General features: G+C 66.4%; 9 protein-coding genes and 1 pseudogene. 4 read left to right on the forward strand and 6 right to left on the reverse strand.

Translation table 11 applies throughout. The features are described from left to right. Positions 1 to 153: 153 nt before the first annotated feature. From trxB to BUR99_RS11090, 4 genes are all read left to right on the forward strand, one after another. A complete protein-coding gene (trxB, locus tag BUR99_RS11075; protein WP_074260454.1) occupies positions 154 to 1137 on the forward strand; it encodes a thioredoxin-disulfide reductase in 984 nt (327 codons plus the stop codon). Between the two features lie 73 nt (positions 1138 to 1210). Then, positions 1211 to 1534, forward strand: coding sequence for a thioredoxin (gene trxA, locus BUR99_RS11080; RefSeq protein ID WP_074260455.1), 324 nt, complete (start codon positions 1211 to 1213; stop codon positions 1532 to 1534). A gap of 202 nt (positions 1535 to 1736) precedes the next feature. Then, positions 1737 to 3059, forward strand: coding sequence for an aminotransferase-like domain-containing protein (locus tag BUR99_RS11085; RefSeq protein ID WP_074260456.1), 1323 nt, complete (start codon positions 1737 to 1739; stop codon positions 3057 to 3059). Positions 3060 to 3076: 17 nt separating this feature from the next. Continuing rightward, positions 3077 to 4036 carry a D-alanine--D-alanine ligase family protein gene (locus BUR99_RS11090; RefSeq protein ID WP_074260985.1) on the forward strand — a complete coding sequence of 320 codons (960 nt, stop codon included), beginning with the start codon at positions 3077 to 3079 and terminating at the stop codon, positions 4034 to 4036. Positions 4037 to 4178: 142 nt separating this feature from the next. Here the strand turns inward: BUR99_RS11090 and BUR99_RS11095 are convergent, their stop codons facing one another. The 6 genes and pseudogenes from BUR99_RS11095 to yidD form a co-directional block, all read right to left on the reverse strand. Then, the gene (locus tag BUR99_RS11095) at positions 4179 to 5159 is read right to left on the reverse strand and encodes a ParB/RepB/Spo0J family partition protein (RefSeq protein WP_074260457.1); all 981 of its coding nucleotides are present in this window, start codon (positions 5157 to 5159) and stop codon (positions 4179 to 4181) included. Beyond that, a complete protein-coding gene (locus tag BUR99_RS20560) occupies positions 5159 to 6031 on the reverse strand; it encodes a ParA family protein (RefSeq protein ID WP_074260986.1) in 873 nt (290 codons plus the stop codon). The genes BUR99_RS11095 and BUR99_RS20560 overlap by 1 nt, the downstream gene beginning before the upstream one ends. A gap of 4552 nt (positions 6032 to 10583) precedes the next feature. Continuing rightward, a complete protein-coding gene (gene rsmG, locus BUR99_RS11105) occupies positions 10584 to 11213 on the reverse strand; it encodes a 16S rRNA (guanine(527)-N(7))-methyltransferase RsmG (RefSeq protein ID WP_074260458.1) in 630 nt (209 codons plus the stop codon). Positions 11214 to 11229: 16 nt separating this feature from the next. Beyond that, complete coding sequence (locus tag BUR99_RS11110; protein WP_074260459.1) at positions 11230 to 11727, reverse strand: Jag family protein; 498 nt, start codon at positions 11725 to 11727, stop codon at positions 11230 to 11232. A 3-nt stretch (positions 11728 to 11730) separates the two neighbouring features. Beyond that, positions 11731 to 12684, reverse strand: a complete 954-nt coding sequence (gene yidC, locus BUR99_RS11115) for a membrane protein insertase YidC (RefSeq protein WP_074260460.1) — start codon at positions 12682 to 12684, stop codon at positions 11731 to 11733. A 212-nt stretch (positions 12685 to 12896) separates the two neighbouring features. Then, positions 12897 to 13187, reverse strand: a pseudogene (gene yidD / locus BUR99_RS20565) (membrane protein insertion efficiency factor YidD); the annotation flags it as partial. Between the last annotated feature and the right edge of the window lies 1 nt (position 13188).

Raw genomic sequence — 13188 nt, forward strand, 5'->3', positions numbered from 1 at the left:
CTGCGCCCCGCGGTACACCGGCGAGCACGTGGCATCCGTCACACGCTGTGCAGCGCGGCTCCCGCGGAATACTCGCCGCTTAGACTGTGTTGAGCATCTCGTGGCATCCGATTCGTTGAATGCTGCGAATCACCAGCAACGACGGGAGCGGGCTTGCGCGACATCATCATCATCGGTTCAGGACCGGCCGGTTTCACGGCTGCGATCTACGCCGCTCGCGCGCAGCTGAAACCACTGCTCATCGCGAGTTCGGTCGAAATCGGCGGCGAGCTGATGAACACGACCGAGGTCGAGAACTTCCCCGGCTTCCCCGAGGGCATCATGGGCCCCGAGCTGATGACGAAGCTCCAGGAGCAGGCCGAGCGCTTCGGCACCGAGGTCGTCTACGACGACGTCGTCGAGCTGGAGCTCGACGGTCCGGTCAAGCGCGTCAAGCTGGGCAACGGCGACGAGCACGAGGCATCCGCGATCATCTACGCGACCGGCTCGGCGTACCGCAAGCTCGGCCTTCCCGAAGAAGAGGTGCTCTCGGGCCACGGGCTGTCGTGGTGCGCGACGTGCGACGGATTCTTCTTCCGCCAGAAGACGATCGCCGTCGTCGGCGGCGGCGACTCGGCCATGGAGGAGGCGACGTTCCTCACGCGCTTCGCCGACAAGGTCTACGTGATCCACCGTCGCGACACCCTCAAGGCGTCGAAGATCATGCAGCAGCGCGCCTTCGACAACGAGAAGATCGAGTTCATCTGGAACGCCGAGGTGGCCCGCCTGCTCGGTGAAACCGCCGTGACCGGTGTCACTCTGCGCGACACCGTGACGGGCGAGGAGCGCGACCTCGAACTCGACGGCCTCTTCGTCGCGATCGGCAACGACCCGCGCACGCACCTCGTGCACGGCAAGCTCGATCTCACGAGCGAGGGCACCATCGCCGTCGACGGGCGCACGTCGAAGACCAACATCCCCGGCGTGTTCGCCGCCGGTGACGTCATCGACCCGCACTACCGCCAGGCGGTCACCGCCGCGGGTTCGGGCACGGTCGCAGCCCTCGACGCCGAGCACTACCTCGCCGCGCTCCCAAAATCGCCTGAGGCCGGAACGGACTCCTCGGTCGCCGAGGCCGAGTTCGCCGCGGTGAACTGAGACCCGGGCATCCCGGACTCAGTCCTTCCGTCCTCTTCCCTGATCTTCTGACTTCCACCAAAAGGAGAACGCAATGACTGCACGTGCAGTGACCGAGGCCACCTTCGATCAGGAGGTCCTCAACAACGAGAAGGCCGTGCTCGTGGACTTCTGGGCAGAGTGGTGCGGCCCGTGCCGCGCCGTCAGCCCGATCCTCGACCAGATCGCGACGGAGCACGCCGACAAGCTCGACATCGTCAAGCTCAACGTCGACGAGAACCCCGGCCTCGCGATGAAGTACCAGATCACCGCGATTCCCGCGTTCAAGGTCTTCGAGAAGGGCGAGGTCGTCAAGACCGTCATCGGCGCCAAGCCGAAGCCCGCACTCGAGGCCGACCTCGCCGCCTACATCTCGTAGTCGGCGGTCGAACTTCCAGACCCGTCCGGCGAAAGCCGGGCGGGTCTTTCGCGTCTTCGGGCGCGACCCGGGTGAGGCTCAAGGCGCGTCTCCAGGCGAGCGGATGTCACGGGCGAGCGGATGTCACAGGGACTCGGCGCCGAACGACCACCCGGAACCCAGCAACTACCATGGAAACCCTGAACAGAACGGAAGCAGCGCAGTGACATCTGACGGCGTCCCCCAGCGGACCGGCAACAATCTCGACCCTTGGTACGCGAATTACGCCGAGCGAGCCGCCGGGCTGGCCGCCTCCGAAGTCCGAGCCCTGTTCGCCGTCGCCTCACGACCCGAGGTCGTCTCGCTGGCCGGCGGCATGCCGTACGTCTCCGCCCTGCCGCACGAGCTCATCACCTCCTCGATGGAGAAAGTGATGCGCGAGCGCGGTGCCGTCGCGCTGCAATACGGCTCTGGTCAGGGAATTCCCGAGTTGCGCGAGCAGATCCTCGATGTGATGGCGATCGAGGGCATCCACGGCAGCGTCGACAACGTCGTCACGGCGACCGGCTCGCAGCAGGCGCTCGACCTCGTGGCGAAGCTCTTCATCGATCCCGGAGACGTGATCCTCGCAGAGTCGCCCAGCTACGTCGGTGCGCTCGGCATCTTCCGGTCGTACCAGGCGAACGTCGCCCACGTCGCGACCGACGAGCACGGGCTCATCCCCGAGGCGCTGCGGCAGACGATCGCCGCGCTCCGCGGCCAGGGTCGCCGCATCAAGTTCCTCTACACGATCCCGAACTTCCACAATCCGGCCGGCGTCACACTCTCCGCCGAGCGACGGCCCGAGATCCTCGAGATCTGCCGCTCGAACGAGATCCTCGTACTCGAAGACAACCCCTACGGGCTGCTGCACTTCGACGAGCCCGCGCCGAACGCGCTGCGCTCACTCGATCCTGAGGGCGTCATCTACCTCGGCTCGTTCTCGAAGACGCTCGCGCCCGGATTCCGGGTCGGGTGGGCGCTCGCACCGCACGCCATTCGCGAGAAGCTCATCCTCGCGGCGGAGTCGGCGATCCTCTCGCCGAGTTCGTTCAGCCAGATGGTGGTGTCGGAGTACCTCGCCACCGCCGACTGGCGCGCGCAGATCGACACCTTCCGCGGCGTGTACCGCGAGCGCAAGGACGCGATGATCGAGGCGCTGGGGGAGTACCTGCCGCAGCTCAACTGGACCAACCCGAACGGCGGGTTCTACGTCTGGGTCACGATGCCCGACGTGCTCGACTCCAAGCAGATGCTGCCCCGAGCGGTGAAGGAGCTCGTGGCATATACGCCCGGCACGGCATTCTTCGCCGATGGCCGCGGCCGGCACGCGATGCGCCTGTCGTTCTGCTATCCGACGCCCGACGCGATCCGACTCGGCATCCGCCGCCTCGCGACCGTGATCAACGGAGAGCTCGACCTGCTCGACACCTTCGCGGGCACTGGTCCGCTCCAGCTGCCACCGAGTGCGGGCTACGACTCCGCGCCGCCGTCCGACCTGAAGTAGTGGAGAAAACCCTGATCATGAGCGATTCTTCTGGTCTGTACGTCGTCGTTCTCGCGGGCGGCATCTCGCACGAACGAGATGTCTCCCTTCGTTCAGGACGCCGGGTGGCCGACGCACTCATCGCAGCGGGTCACCGCGTGGTGCTGCGCGATCCCGATGCCGGGCTACTCCCGTTCCTCGTGAACGAGCGCCCCGACGTCGTATTCCCCGCACTGCATGGATCAAGCGGCGAGGACGGTTCGCTCCTCGAACTGCTCGCCGCGATCGGAGTGCCGACGGTCGGTTCGTCAGGTGCGGCGTCGCGCCGTGCCTGGTCGAAGCCCATCGCGAGTTCGCTGCTCGCTGCCGCGGGCGTCGACGTTCCGGAGTCGATCGTGCTCTCTCACGAAGCCTTCAGAGAGCTCGGCGCATCGAGCGTGCTGAAGGTGGTCCGCTCGGCGCTCGAGGGCGACCTCGTCGTGAAGCCGGCATCCGGCGGCTCGGCGCAGGGCGTCACGATCGTGGAAGACACGAACGACCTGCCGCGCGCGATGGTCGAGGCGTTCACCTACGACGACGTCGCCGTGGTCGAGCGCCGCATCCACGGCACCGAGATCGCCGTCGCGGTGGTGGACACGGGCGACGGGCCGCGCACCCTGCCCGCCGTGGAGATCGAACCGACCACCGGTGTCTACAGTTTCCAGGCACGGTACAACGCGGGGGAGACGACGTTCTACGCACCATCGCGACTCGGTGATGCCGCGGTGACGGCGGTCTCGGAGGCTGCCGTGCTCGCACATCGCACACTCGGACTCCGCGACCTCTCGCGCGTCGACTTCATCGTCGATGACAGCGGCCGGCCTTGGTTCCTCGAGGCGAACGTCATCCCTGGTCTCACCGAGACGTCACTCGTGCCGCTCGCCATCGAGGCGTCGGGCACGAGCGCTGCTGCAATCTACGGTGCACTCGTGGAAGCGGCACACGCTCGATCGAACTGACGTTGTTCGACGCGAAAGCGGGTCGGTCCATTCGGACCGACCCGCTTTCGCCTTCGGATCAGAGCAGCGTCCGCGCCGCTCCAGCCCGCTCGAAATCAGCCGATTTCGGTTCGTCAGAACGGATTCTCCGGACGATCGGCAATCACACGCCGTCGAGATCCTCGCCGAGATCAGTAAGGATCCGACGCAGGTCCTGAACCGTCGCGAAATCTACCGTGATCTGGCCTTTTCTTGCACCCAGAGTGATCTTCACGCGGGTGTTCAGCCTGTCGCCCAAACGAGCAGCCAGGTCCTCCAGGAAATCCTGACGCTTGCCGGCTGCAGGCTTCGGACGCGAGGTCTTCGGCTCCTTCGTCGCCACGGCCTCGGCAGCACGAACGGAGAGCTCTTCGTTCACGATCTTGTCGGCGAACCGCTGCATCTCGACGGCATCATCGCCGATCGACAGGATCGCACGAGCATGGCCGGCGCTCAGCACACCGGCCGCCACGCGGAGCTGCACCGGCTCGGGGAGGCGCAGCAGTCGGAGCGTGTTCGAGATCTGCGGACGCGATCGACCGATGCGCGAAGCGAGCTGTTCCTGTGTGATGCCGAAGTCTGCCAACAGTTGCTGGTACGCGGAGGCTTCTTCGAGCGGGTTCAGCTGAGAGCGGTGCAGGTTCTCGAGCAGCGCGTCGCGCAGCATGTCCTCGTTCGCGGTGTCCTTCACGACCGCCGGGATCGAGTCGAGACCCGCTGCCTTGGTGGCGCGAAGGCGGCGCTCGCCCATGACGAGTTCGTACTTGCCAGCGAGCTCCGGGTGCCGCCGAACGACGATCGGTTGCAGCACGCCGAACTCGCGCACGCTGTGCACGAGCTCGGCGAGGTCGTCGGGATCGAAGACGCTACGCGGCTGGTGAGCGTTTGGCAGAATGTCGTTCGGATCGAGTCGGGCCAGGTGAGCGCCGGGAACCGTGACGAGCCCTTCTGCCGATGCGGCCTGTTCGACCACCGCGACCGCAGTGGGCTGCTGAGTATCTGACTCGGGGAAGAACACGTCGACCGGGCGCGCTCGCGTGCTGTCTTCACCGCTCGGAATCAGTGCACCGATTCCACGTCCGAGGCCGGTTCGTTTCGTTGCCATCAGTTCGACTCCTCGGGTGTTGCTGCTCCGCGACGAGCGATTTCGGCGGCTGCCTCTCGATACGACAGGGATCCGGTCGACCCGAAGTCGTAGCTGATCACGCTCTGACCATAACTCGGTGCCTCGGACACGCGAACCGATCGGGGAATGATCGTCTCCAGCGTCTGGACGGGGAAGTGGTCGCGAACCTCCTGCGCCACCTGCTGGGCGAGGTTCGTGCGCGAGTCGTACATTGTCAGCAGGATCGTCGAGAGGCGGAGCTCAGGATTGAGGTGCTTCTCGATCAGTTCGATGTTGCTGAGCAACTGCGAGAGCCCCTCGAGTGCGTAGTACTCGCACTGGATCGGGATGAGCACCTCACGGGCCGCGACGAATGCGTTGATCGTCAGCAGGCCCAGCGACGGTGGGCAGTCGATGAAGACGTAGTCGTACGGGCGATCCATCGTGGCGAGATGCGCATCGAGTGCCCTGCGGAGTCGTTGTTCGCGCGCCACGAGCGACACCAGTTCGATCTCGGCACCGGCGAGATGGATCGTCGCCGGGACGCAATCGAGCAATTCGTGCTCGGTCGACGGCTGCACGACCTCAGCCAGCGAAACGTCGGAAACGAGCACCTCGTAGACGCTCTTGCGTTCGGATCGGTGGTCGACGCCGAGTGCCGTCGACGCATTGCCCTGCGGGTCGAGGTCGATCACGAGCACTCGAGCCCCGGCGCGTGCGAGGCCGGCGGCGAGGTTCACGGCGGTGGTCGTCTTACCGACGCCACCTTTCTGATTGGAGATCGTCAGCACGCGAGTCGATGGCGGAAGGGGGAGGACCGCTTCATCGAGTGCATTGCGCCGACGGGTCTCATCGGCGAGTTCGTAAGCCAGGGGAGTTCCTCCGTGATCTGACGATGTTTCACGTGAAACATCGGGGGCTTCGGTTGGTTCGTGGGGTGCCACCGGCGCAGTGGACGGGGCAACAGGAGGCGCGGACTCGGCGACCGGGGGAGCGTCCGCGACAGACGGCGTTGCCGGAGCGATGATCGCTGGCACCTCGGGCGGAGCGGGGTGCTGGACGACTGCCGTGGGCGTCACTGCCACTTCCGCAATTTCCGGCGCAGAGCCCTGCGGTGCAGCTGCCTCGGGCGCGAGGCTCGTGTTCGCCGGCGCCCCCTCGCTGTCGTGGGTGCTCTCGGCGGTGCCGGTGGGGGCGGTGCGCGTCGGGTGCAATGCTGAAGCGGTGTCGGCGGTGGCGTCACCGACGATTTCGCGGATCAGATCCTCGAGCAGTCGGTCAGGGCCGGTGGAGTGATGCTCCGCGGTGGTCTCCGCGGGATCGACGTCTGCAGTGAGCGCGGCAGCGGTCGCGGCGTCCCAATCGATGCTGCGCGACACGCTCTCGTGAGCCGGTGCCACCTCCGGCAGCTCGGTGGTCTCGCGGCCCGAAGGGCCTTCGTGGCCAGGCCGCGGCGCGGTCGAAGTTGCGTCTTCAGAATCTGCGACACGGACGGCGGTGGGCTCGACTGCCGATGACGCCCCGCTGTCGTACTGACGAACGGCGGCGGAGGCCGAGTCGGAACCCGCGGTGGGTGCGCCGAGTCGAACCTCAGGGCTCCATTCGGCGAACTGCTGCGAATCGCGCGCGGGCGTTGGATCAGCCTGCGGCACCGCTTCGGGCGATGGCCCGACAACGGTCGGCGGGGTGGATCTCACGTGCGTGGTGCCGCCCACGGGTTCATCGGGGGAGGGCTGAGGGCGCTTGCGGTGAAACCATCCACGTCCCCCGCCCTGTGCCATGCCGACGCTCCAAATCCTTGGTATTCGAGAGATTCGCCGCGTTCTGCGGTGTCCTCGATCCGAGAGTCAAGCCTAACCGCCGCGACCGACTCTCAAGATGAAACACGAGCGAACTCCGGCAGATCCGGACCGATCGTCCTGGCGAGGCTGAGTCGCCCGGCCGGCGGCCCCGACCGGGCCCGGCCTCGGTGCCGTATCCGGGTGGTGTCGAGGTCTCGGCGCCGTGCTGGGCCGACCGGACCCGTCCGCTTCTGCTTCCGGACGTGGTGTTTCACGTGAAACATTCGGTTCGTTGTCGTGCTGGCCCCCACCCTCCTGCTCGTCGGCGATACGGGCTGGGGTGACCAGAAGTGCGGGCGTAGGGATCGCGACTGCAACCCGAAGGCGGTGATCATCTCCAGCGCGAGCGTCCTCTGGCGCTGCGGGCGAGACGGGAGTCCGTGGTGCGGCATCGACCTGAATGCGTCAACTGCACGCGAGGAGTCCAAGCGCTCGATCGATCTGAGCGCACTGGTCGATGGGACCGATACTGCGTGCTGGTCGAGCCAACAGCGCCTCGGCTCACTCGCCCCATCTGTGAGCGTCCATGGTGGATCGTGATGTTTCACGTGAAACATCGCCTGCCCCGCGTCCCCGCGTCCCCGCGACTCCTCGCAACTGCAGCAACCTCGATCAGGCAGTGCCGCGAGGGAGGCCATCGCATCGAACCGCCCGCCGGTATCCACTGAGCTCGGACCGGCCCGCCAGGTATCCGATCACCCTGTCCATGTGCGCGCCGCGACGGCTCCCGCGTCCGCGCACCGTGGTTCCGCGTCTGTGCACCGTCATTCCGTGACCTTGAGCAGTCGCACGGCATTCACGCCCATCGGCTGAGACTGCACCGGGGCAGCGAGCGCAGGAACCAGGAGTTGAGCGTTCGATCACTCATCACCTGCAGCACCGACCACATCGCGTCGACCGGGTCTGCAGCGACGGACAGGAGATGGGCAGCGATTAAGGGGTCCGTGCGACAGGTTCGCCCGCGCGAACCCGCAGACCTGGGCTGCGGGCAGCGACCGCCATCGCCGGTGAGCTATTCGGTGAGGAGCTGAAGGTCGGGGTCGTGGGGTCCGGGCTCGAGGTTCGAGGGGGGCGAGTGTTCGGGGTTCGCGGACTCGGGTGTTCGGGGTTCGCGGTTCGGGGTTCGAGGTTCGAGGGGGCGAGGGGCGAGGGGTACAGGATCGAGGGTTCGAGGTTCGAGGTTCGAGGTTCGAGGACTCGAGGTTCGAGGGGTCGAGGGGACGTGGGTTCGAGGTTCGAGGGTCGAGGGCACGAGGGCACGAGGTTCGAGGGCACGAGGGCACGAGGTTCGAGGTTCGAGGGCACGAGGTTCGAGGCTCGCAGTCGAGGTTGGCGGGCCCAAAGGTCGCGGGGTCACGGTTCAAGACGGAGAAGATTCTCGGCGTCGAGGATCCGGTCCGTTGGTCCGGGATCGGGACTCGGGCGCGGGAATCAGTACATGACGTCAAGCAGCAGACCTTCGGACCTTGAACGACGGGACACGACGTTCGTGGGTCCGATTCCCGATCCGGGATTGCCGAGCAGGGTCTCGGGGGGCGTGGGTTCTGACTTTCGGCCGATGCGATCGGGGCGCTCGATATGGGACATGAGATGAGCCTTGCTTCTCGCGCTGCCGCTTGTGAGGACGGAGGTGAGGCAGGGGCGGGGAGACCCGGGGATCGAGGACAGGGGACCGAGGACCGAAAGGCGAGGTCAAGGAGCGAGATCAAGAGGGCGGAACCCCGGCGGGACAGCACCACGGCGCGACAGCACCACGGCGGGGGAGGAACACAGGGAGCAGACCACACGAAGCGGGAACCCGGGAAGCGGACCACGGGACGCAAGAACACCGCGGACACGACCACGGCGAGCAGGACTCAGGGGGCAGGAATACGAGGGCAGGACACGGAGGAGGAATACAGACCAGGACCCGACAGGGAGCAAGCCAACCGAGAGCGAGCGCACCGAGAGCAAGGCCAGGGGAGTGAAGCCGCGGGAGTGAGGCCACGGGAGTGAGGCCACGGGAGTGAGGCCACGGGAGCAACGCCAAAGGAGTGAGATGCGAGCATGGAGAACTGTTCGCGAACGCGCGACATGGTCCTGTGGGGTCCAGGGCCGGAGATGACGCTGGCGCTTGGTCTCCTGGATCCCCGTGCGTAGACGAGCTCACGCGAATAACGAGCATGACCCTGGCCAGTGGGTCGACCACACTGGATCGGCCGGCGAGGCCCTGCTCCACAGAGCGAGGTTCGTGATCACGGGTGCCTCGACCTCGGTGGCGGAATCGGGTGCGGACGTCACGGCAGCCCACCGCGGGGCCGCACATCCGGTTCGCCATCACGCGCGACGACAGTCGAACGGGTCGCATGGTGGGGTGGATGACACCACGGCGGACGGAGCCATCGCGCGCAACGGCATCGCGGCGTCGGACCGAGTCCTCAGCGGTCATCCGTGAGGGCTGCAGATGCGGCAGGGAAACACTCGGTCGGACAGCGCCGCCATCTCGTACTGGCCCGTTGGAACGGAGCACACGGGCATTCCAGCCTGACTCGCTCGCAACGCGGCGACCGATGTTTCACGTGAAACGCACCGCCTCGATTCCAGAGATCATGCTGCCACGGCCCAGGCGGCCGGGTGGATCGGTGGGTACCGCTCTCCGGACGCTCGGCCCAGCTGTACCGCGAGGGTGGTGCCATGTCGGCGACGCTCAGTGGCGCACGAAGCAGCTTGAGCGGCAGCGAAGCAGGGTTGAATCGCCGGGGCTACGAGAAAATGGGGTAGCGACTGCTCCGACCCGCGAACTCAAGCGATCTACGGATCACAGGGGAGACCGCCCCGTCCGCCATCCACACAGGCCGGCGGTCACACACGACGGCGGGGTGGTGAGATACCTTGCTCGAGGCGACGAGCTCGCGGAACCGGTGTTTCACGTGAAACATCACCCATCCACACATGCGTGGGGAACTTCGAGACTTCGGTACGAGCCCGTGCCTCACCCAGCGCACGACGGTCGCGTGCACCATGCGCTCCTCGAGCGCCGGATCAAGCGGCCGCGAAGAACTCTTCGCCGCGCGACCCCAGCATCTCGGTGCGAACGGCACGCCACCTCGCCGCCGTATCCAGAGATCGGGGAGCATGCCATGACGAACGGTAATCATCACATCGCGTCAGTGGTCCGTGCCCTGAGTCAACGCAACAGGCGCACCGCCGGCACTCCGACGCACCGCCGCCATTCCGACGCACCGCACGACTGCCGCCTCCACTGCTCCTCGACGAACGCACCACGTACGAACGGCACCACGATGGCCGCGGACATGCTGGGTGCATGCGGTCTCGCCAACCGTGAAGGCCAGCTGCGGGGGAGTCGGGGCGGAGCGCCAGGCCGATCTCACGATCAGACAACTGGCGAGGCCCGCCACGCGGGCTTCGTGAACAACACCGCACTCGACGCCCGCCGCGAGGACATGAGCCCGTGAACACCGGGCGTCGACGCCGGCCGGATCGACCGCACGCAACACACGACGGGTCGCGTCAGCCGGACTTGCATGAGCAGCAACGAGATCGCCGGGCGCAGAGCGCACCCCCGAGATCACGCCGGATACGTTCAGCCCGCGGTAGCGCGGAACACCCTCGTGACCTCGGAGACGACACCCTCGCCGAGCACCAGCACCTCGACGTCGTGCAGGTGGTACTTGCGGATGACCTTCTCGGCGGCGCCGATCTCTCCGTCGACTCCGGCGCCCTTCATGAGCACGAGCTCACCACCGGGACGCAGCAGGGGAGCGGTCACGGGGATGAGCGTGCGGAGCGCGCTCACGGCGCGTGCCGTGACCTGGTCGAGCGAGTCGAACAGCTTGGACTCTTCAGCGCGGGCGCGCACGACCGTCACGTTCGAGAGCCCGAGTTCCTCGGCCTGACGCTCGAGCCACGCCACGCGTCGCTCCATCGGTTCGATGAGGGTGAACGAGACATCCGGTCGCATGATCGCGAGCACGATGCCGGGAAGGCCCGCGCCGGAACCGACGTCGCCGACCCGCCCCGGCCGCAGCAGCGGCGCGACCAGGGCACTGTTCAGGATGTGCCGGGTCCACAGACGCGGCAGTTCGAGCGGGCCGATCAGCCCGAGCTCCTCGCCGTGACGGGCAAGGGCTTCGGTGAATGCCCGCCCGCCCTCGATGTGCTCGCCGAAGAGTTCGACGGCCGCGGCCGGTTCGGGTTCGAGTCCGTCGATCATCGTTTCACGTGAAACGTCAGCCAACGCGGGTGATGACCGTGTGACGATCGGAACCCTCGCCGCGCGACTCCGAGTGGAGACCGCGCTCGGCGACGAGGTCGTGCACGAGCTTGCGCTCGTAGGACGACATCGGGGGCAGGGATGCCTCGGCGGCTCCGCCCTCGATGCGCTCGGCCGCGCGCTCGACGAGACCCGCGAGTTCGTCGCGACGTGCGTCGCGCGAACCGCCGATGTCGAGGATCAGGCGAGAGAACGCGCCGGTCTTGGTCTGCACCGCGAGGCGGGTGAGCTCCTGGAACGCGCTGACCGTCTCGGGCTTCGCGAGCAGGTTGAGGTTCGCACCTTCACCGGCGTTGACCGAGACATAGGCGCGACCGTTGCGCGCGTCGATGTCGATGTCGCCATCGAGGTCCATGATGTCGAGGAGCTCTTCGATGTAGTCGGCGGCGATGTCGCCCTCTTCCTCGAGCTGCGAGGTCGAGCGGTCAGCTGCGTCGTGCTGTACGTCGGTCATGGGTTACTTTCCCTGCTTCTTCGCGCGAGCCTTGCTCACGGGCTGCTGGCGCTGGGTCTTCTTCGCCTCAGGCGCTTCGATCTCGGTCGGGGTCTTCTCGTCGACGACGAGCTTGCCCTTGCGTGCAAGGCGCTCTTCGCGCGCCTTCGCTGCTTCACTGCCCGGCGTCGGCATGTTGCGGATGACGACGAACTGCTGACCCATGGTCCAGAAGTTCGAGACGAGCCAGTAGAACATGACGCCGATCGGGAAGGCGACACCCGAGAACGCGAACACGAGGGGGAGCAGGTAGAGCATGATGCGCTGCTGGCGGAACATCGGGCTCGCCTTGGTCTCGGGCGACATGTTCTTCGAGACGATCTGCAGCTGGGTGATGAACTGCGATGCGGTCATCAGCACGATCATCGTCGCTGCGATGACCATGACCTGCCACGGGTACTCGCCGTTCATCGCACCGATGAACGTGCCCTTCAGGGGAGCGCCGAGGATCTCCGAGTTCGCGAACGAGTTGGCGAGGTCCTGCGTGAACACGCCGACACCGGCCTTGTCGTGCTGCGCGTCGTTGAGCACCGAGAACAGGCCGAAGAAGATCGGCATCTGCAGCAGCAGCGGCAGGCAGGAGGAGAGCGGGTTGGTGCCCGTCTTCTTGTAGAGGTCCATCGTCTCGCGAGACATCGCCTCACGAGAGAACTGGTCCTTCTTGCCCTTGTACTTGTCCTGGATCTTCTTGAGCTGCGGCGCGACCTCGAGCATGCGGCGCTGGCTCTTGATCTGCTTGACGAAGATCGGGATGAGCGCGGCCCGGACGACGATGACGAGACCGACGATCGAGAGCACCCACGTCACACCGGCATCGGGGTTGAGCCCGAAGAACGTCCACATCGAGTGGAACGCGACGAGGATCAGCTCGATGACCCACTTGATGGGCCAAAGGATCAGGCTGAAGATATCGGGCATTGGGTGGGTCAGTCCTTTCGGAACACGGTGGAGGAGGAGAGCTCGAGCGCCGCGTCATCGCGGCGAGCACCGGGTGCCGAGACGACCGCGGCACTCGAATCGACGTGAACGTCGTCGATGAGTGCACCGTGGCCGGCGGAGCCGGAAGTGTGAGAGTGGTCGTGACCCGAAGCGTCGAGATCAGCGGATGTCGCGGCATCCGTCCAACCGGCGGGGACGACCCAGCCGAACCGGGTGACGCCGTACCGCGAGTGCTTCGCCGCGCGAACGTCGTCGACACCGCCGGCCGACCAGGGGTTGCATCGGAGAATGCGCCAAGCGGTGAGTGCCGAACCGACCAGGAGGCCTCGTTGCTGCACCGAGCCGAGTCCGTAGGCGGAACACGACGGGTAGTACCGGCAGACATCGCCGTACAACGGCGAAATCGCGGCCCGATAACCGCGAATGAGGAGGACCCCGGCGTTGCGGGGGATGAGCGCAGCGAACAGGACGGCGTTGTTCACG

The sequence above is a fragment of the Agromyces cerinus subsp. cerinus genome (genome assembly GCF_900142065.1).
Classification (GTDB): Bacteria; Actinomycetota; Actinomycetes; order Actinomycetales; family Microbacteriaceae; genus Agromyces; species Agromyces cerinus.

What these genes read in the sequence shown, in the direction of transcription:
- trxA (WP_074260455.1), top strand. Translation starts at nt 1,211, where the DNA reads ATGACTGCACGTGCAGTGACCGAGGCCACCTTCGATCAGGAGGTCCTC.
- BUR99_RS11090 (WP_074260985.1), top strand. Translation starts at nt 3,077, where the DNA reads ATGAGCGATTCTTCTGGTCTGTACGTCGTCGTTCTCGCGGGCGGCATC.
- BUR99_RS11095 (WP_074260457.1), bottom strand. Translation starts at nt 5,159, where the DNA reads ATGGCAACGAAACGAACCGGCCTCGGACGTGGAATCGGTGCACTGATT.
- rsmG (WP_074260458.1), bottom strand. Translation starts at nt 11,213, where the DNA reads ATGATCGACGGACTCGAACCCGAACCGGCCGCGGCCGTCGAACTCTTC.
- BUR99_RS11110 (WP_074260459.1), bottom strand. Translation starts at nt 11,727, where the DNA reads ATGACCGACGTACAGCACGACGCAGCTGACCGCTCGACCTCGCAGCTC.
- yidC (WP_074260460.1), bottom strand. Translation starts at nt 12,684, where the DNA reads ATGCCCGATATCTTCAGCCTGATCCTTTGGCCCATCAAGTGGGTCATC.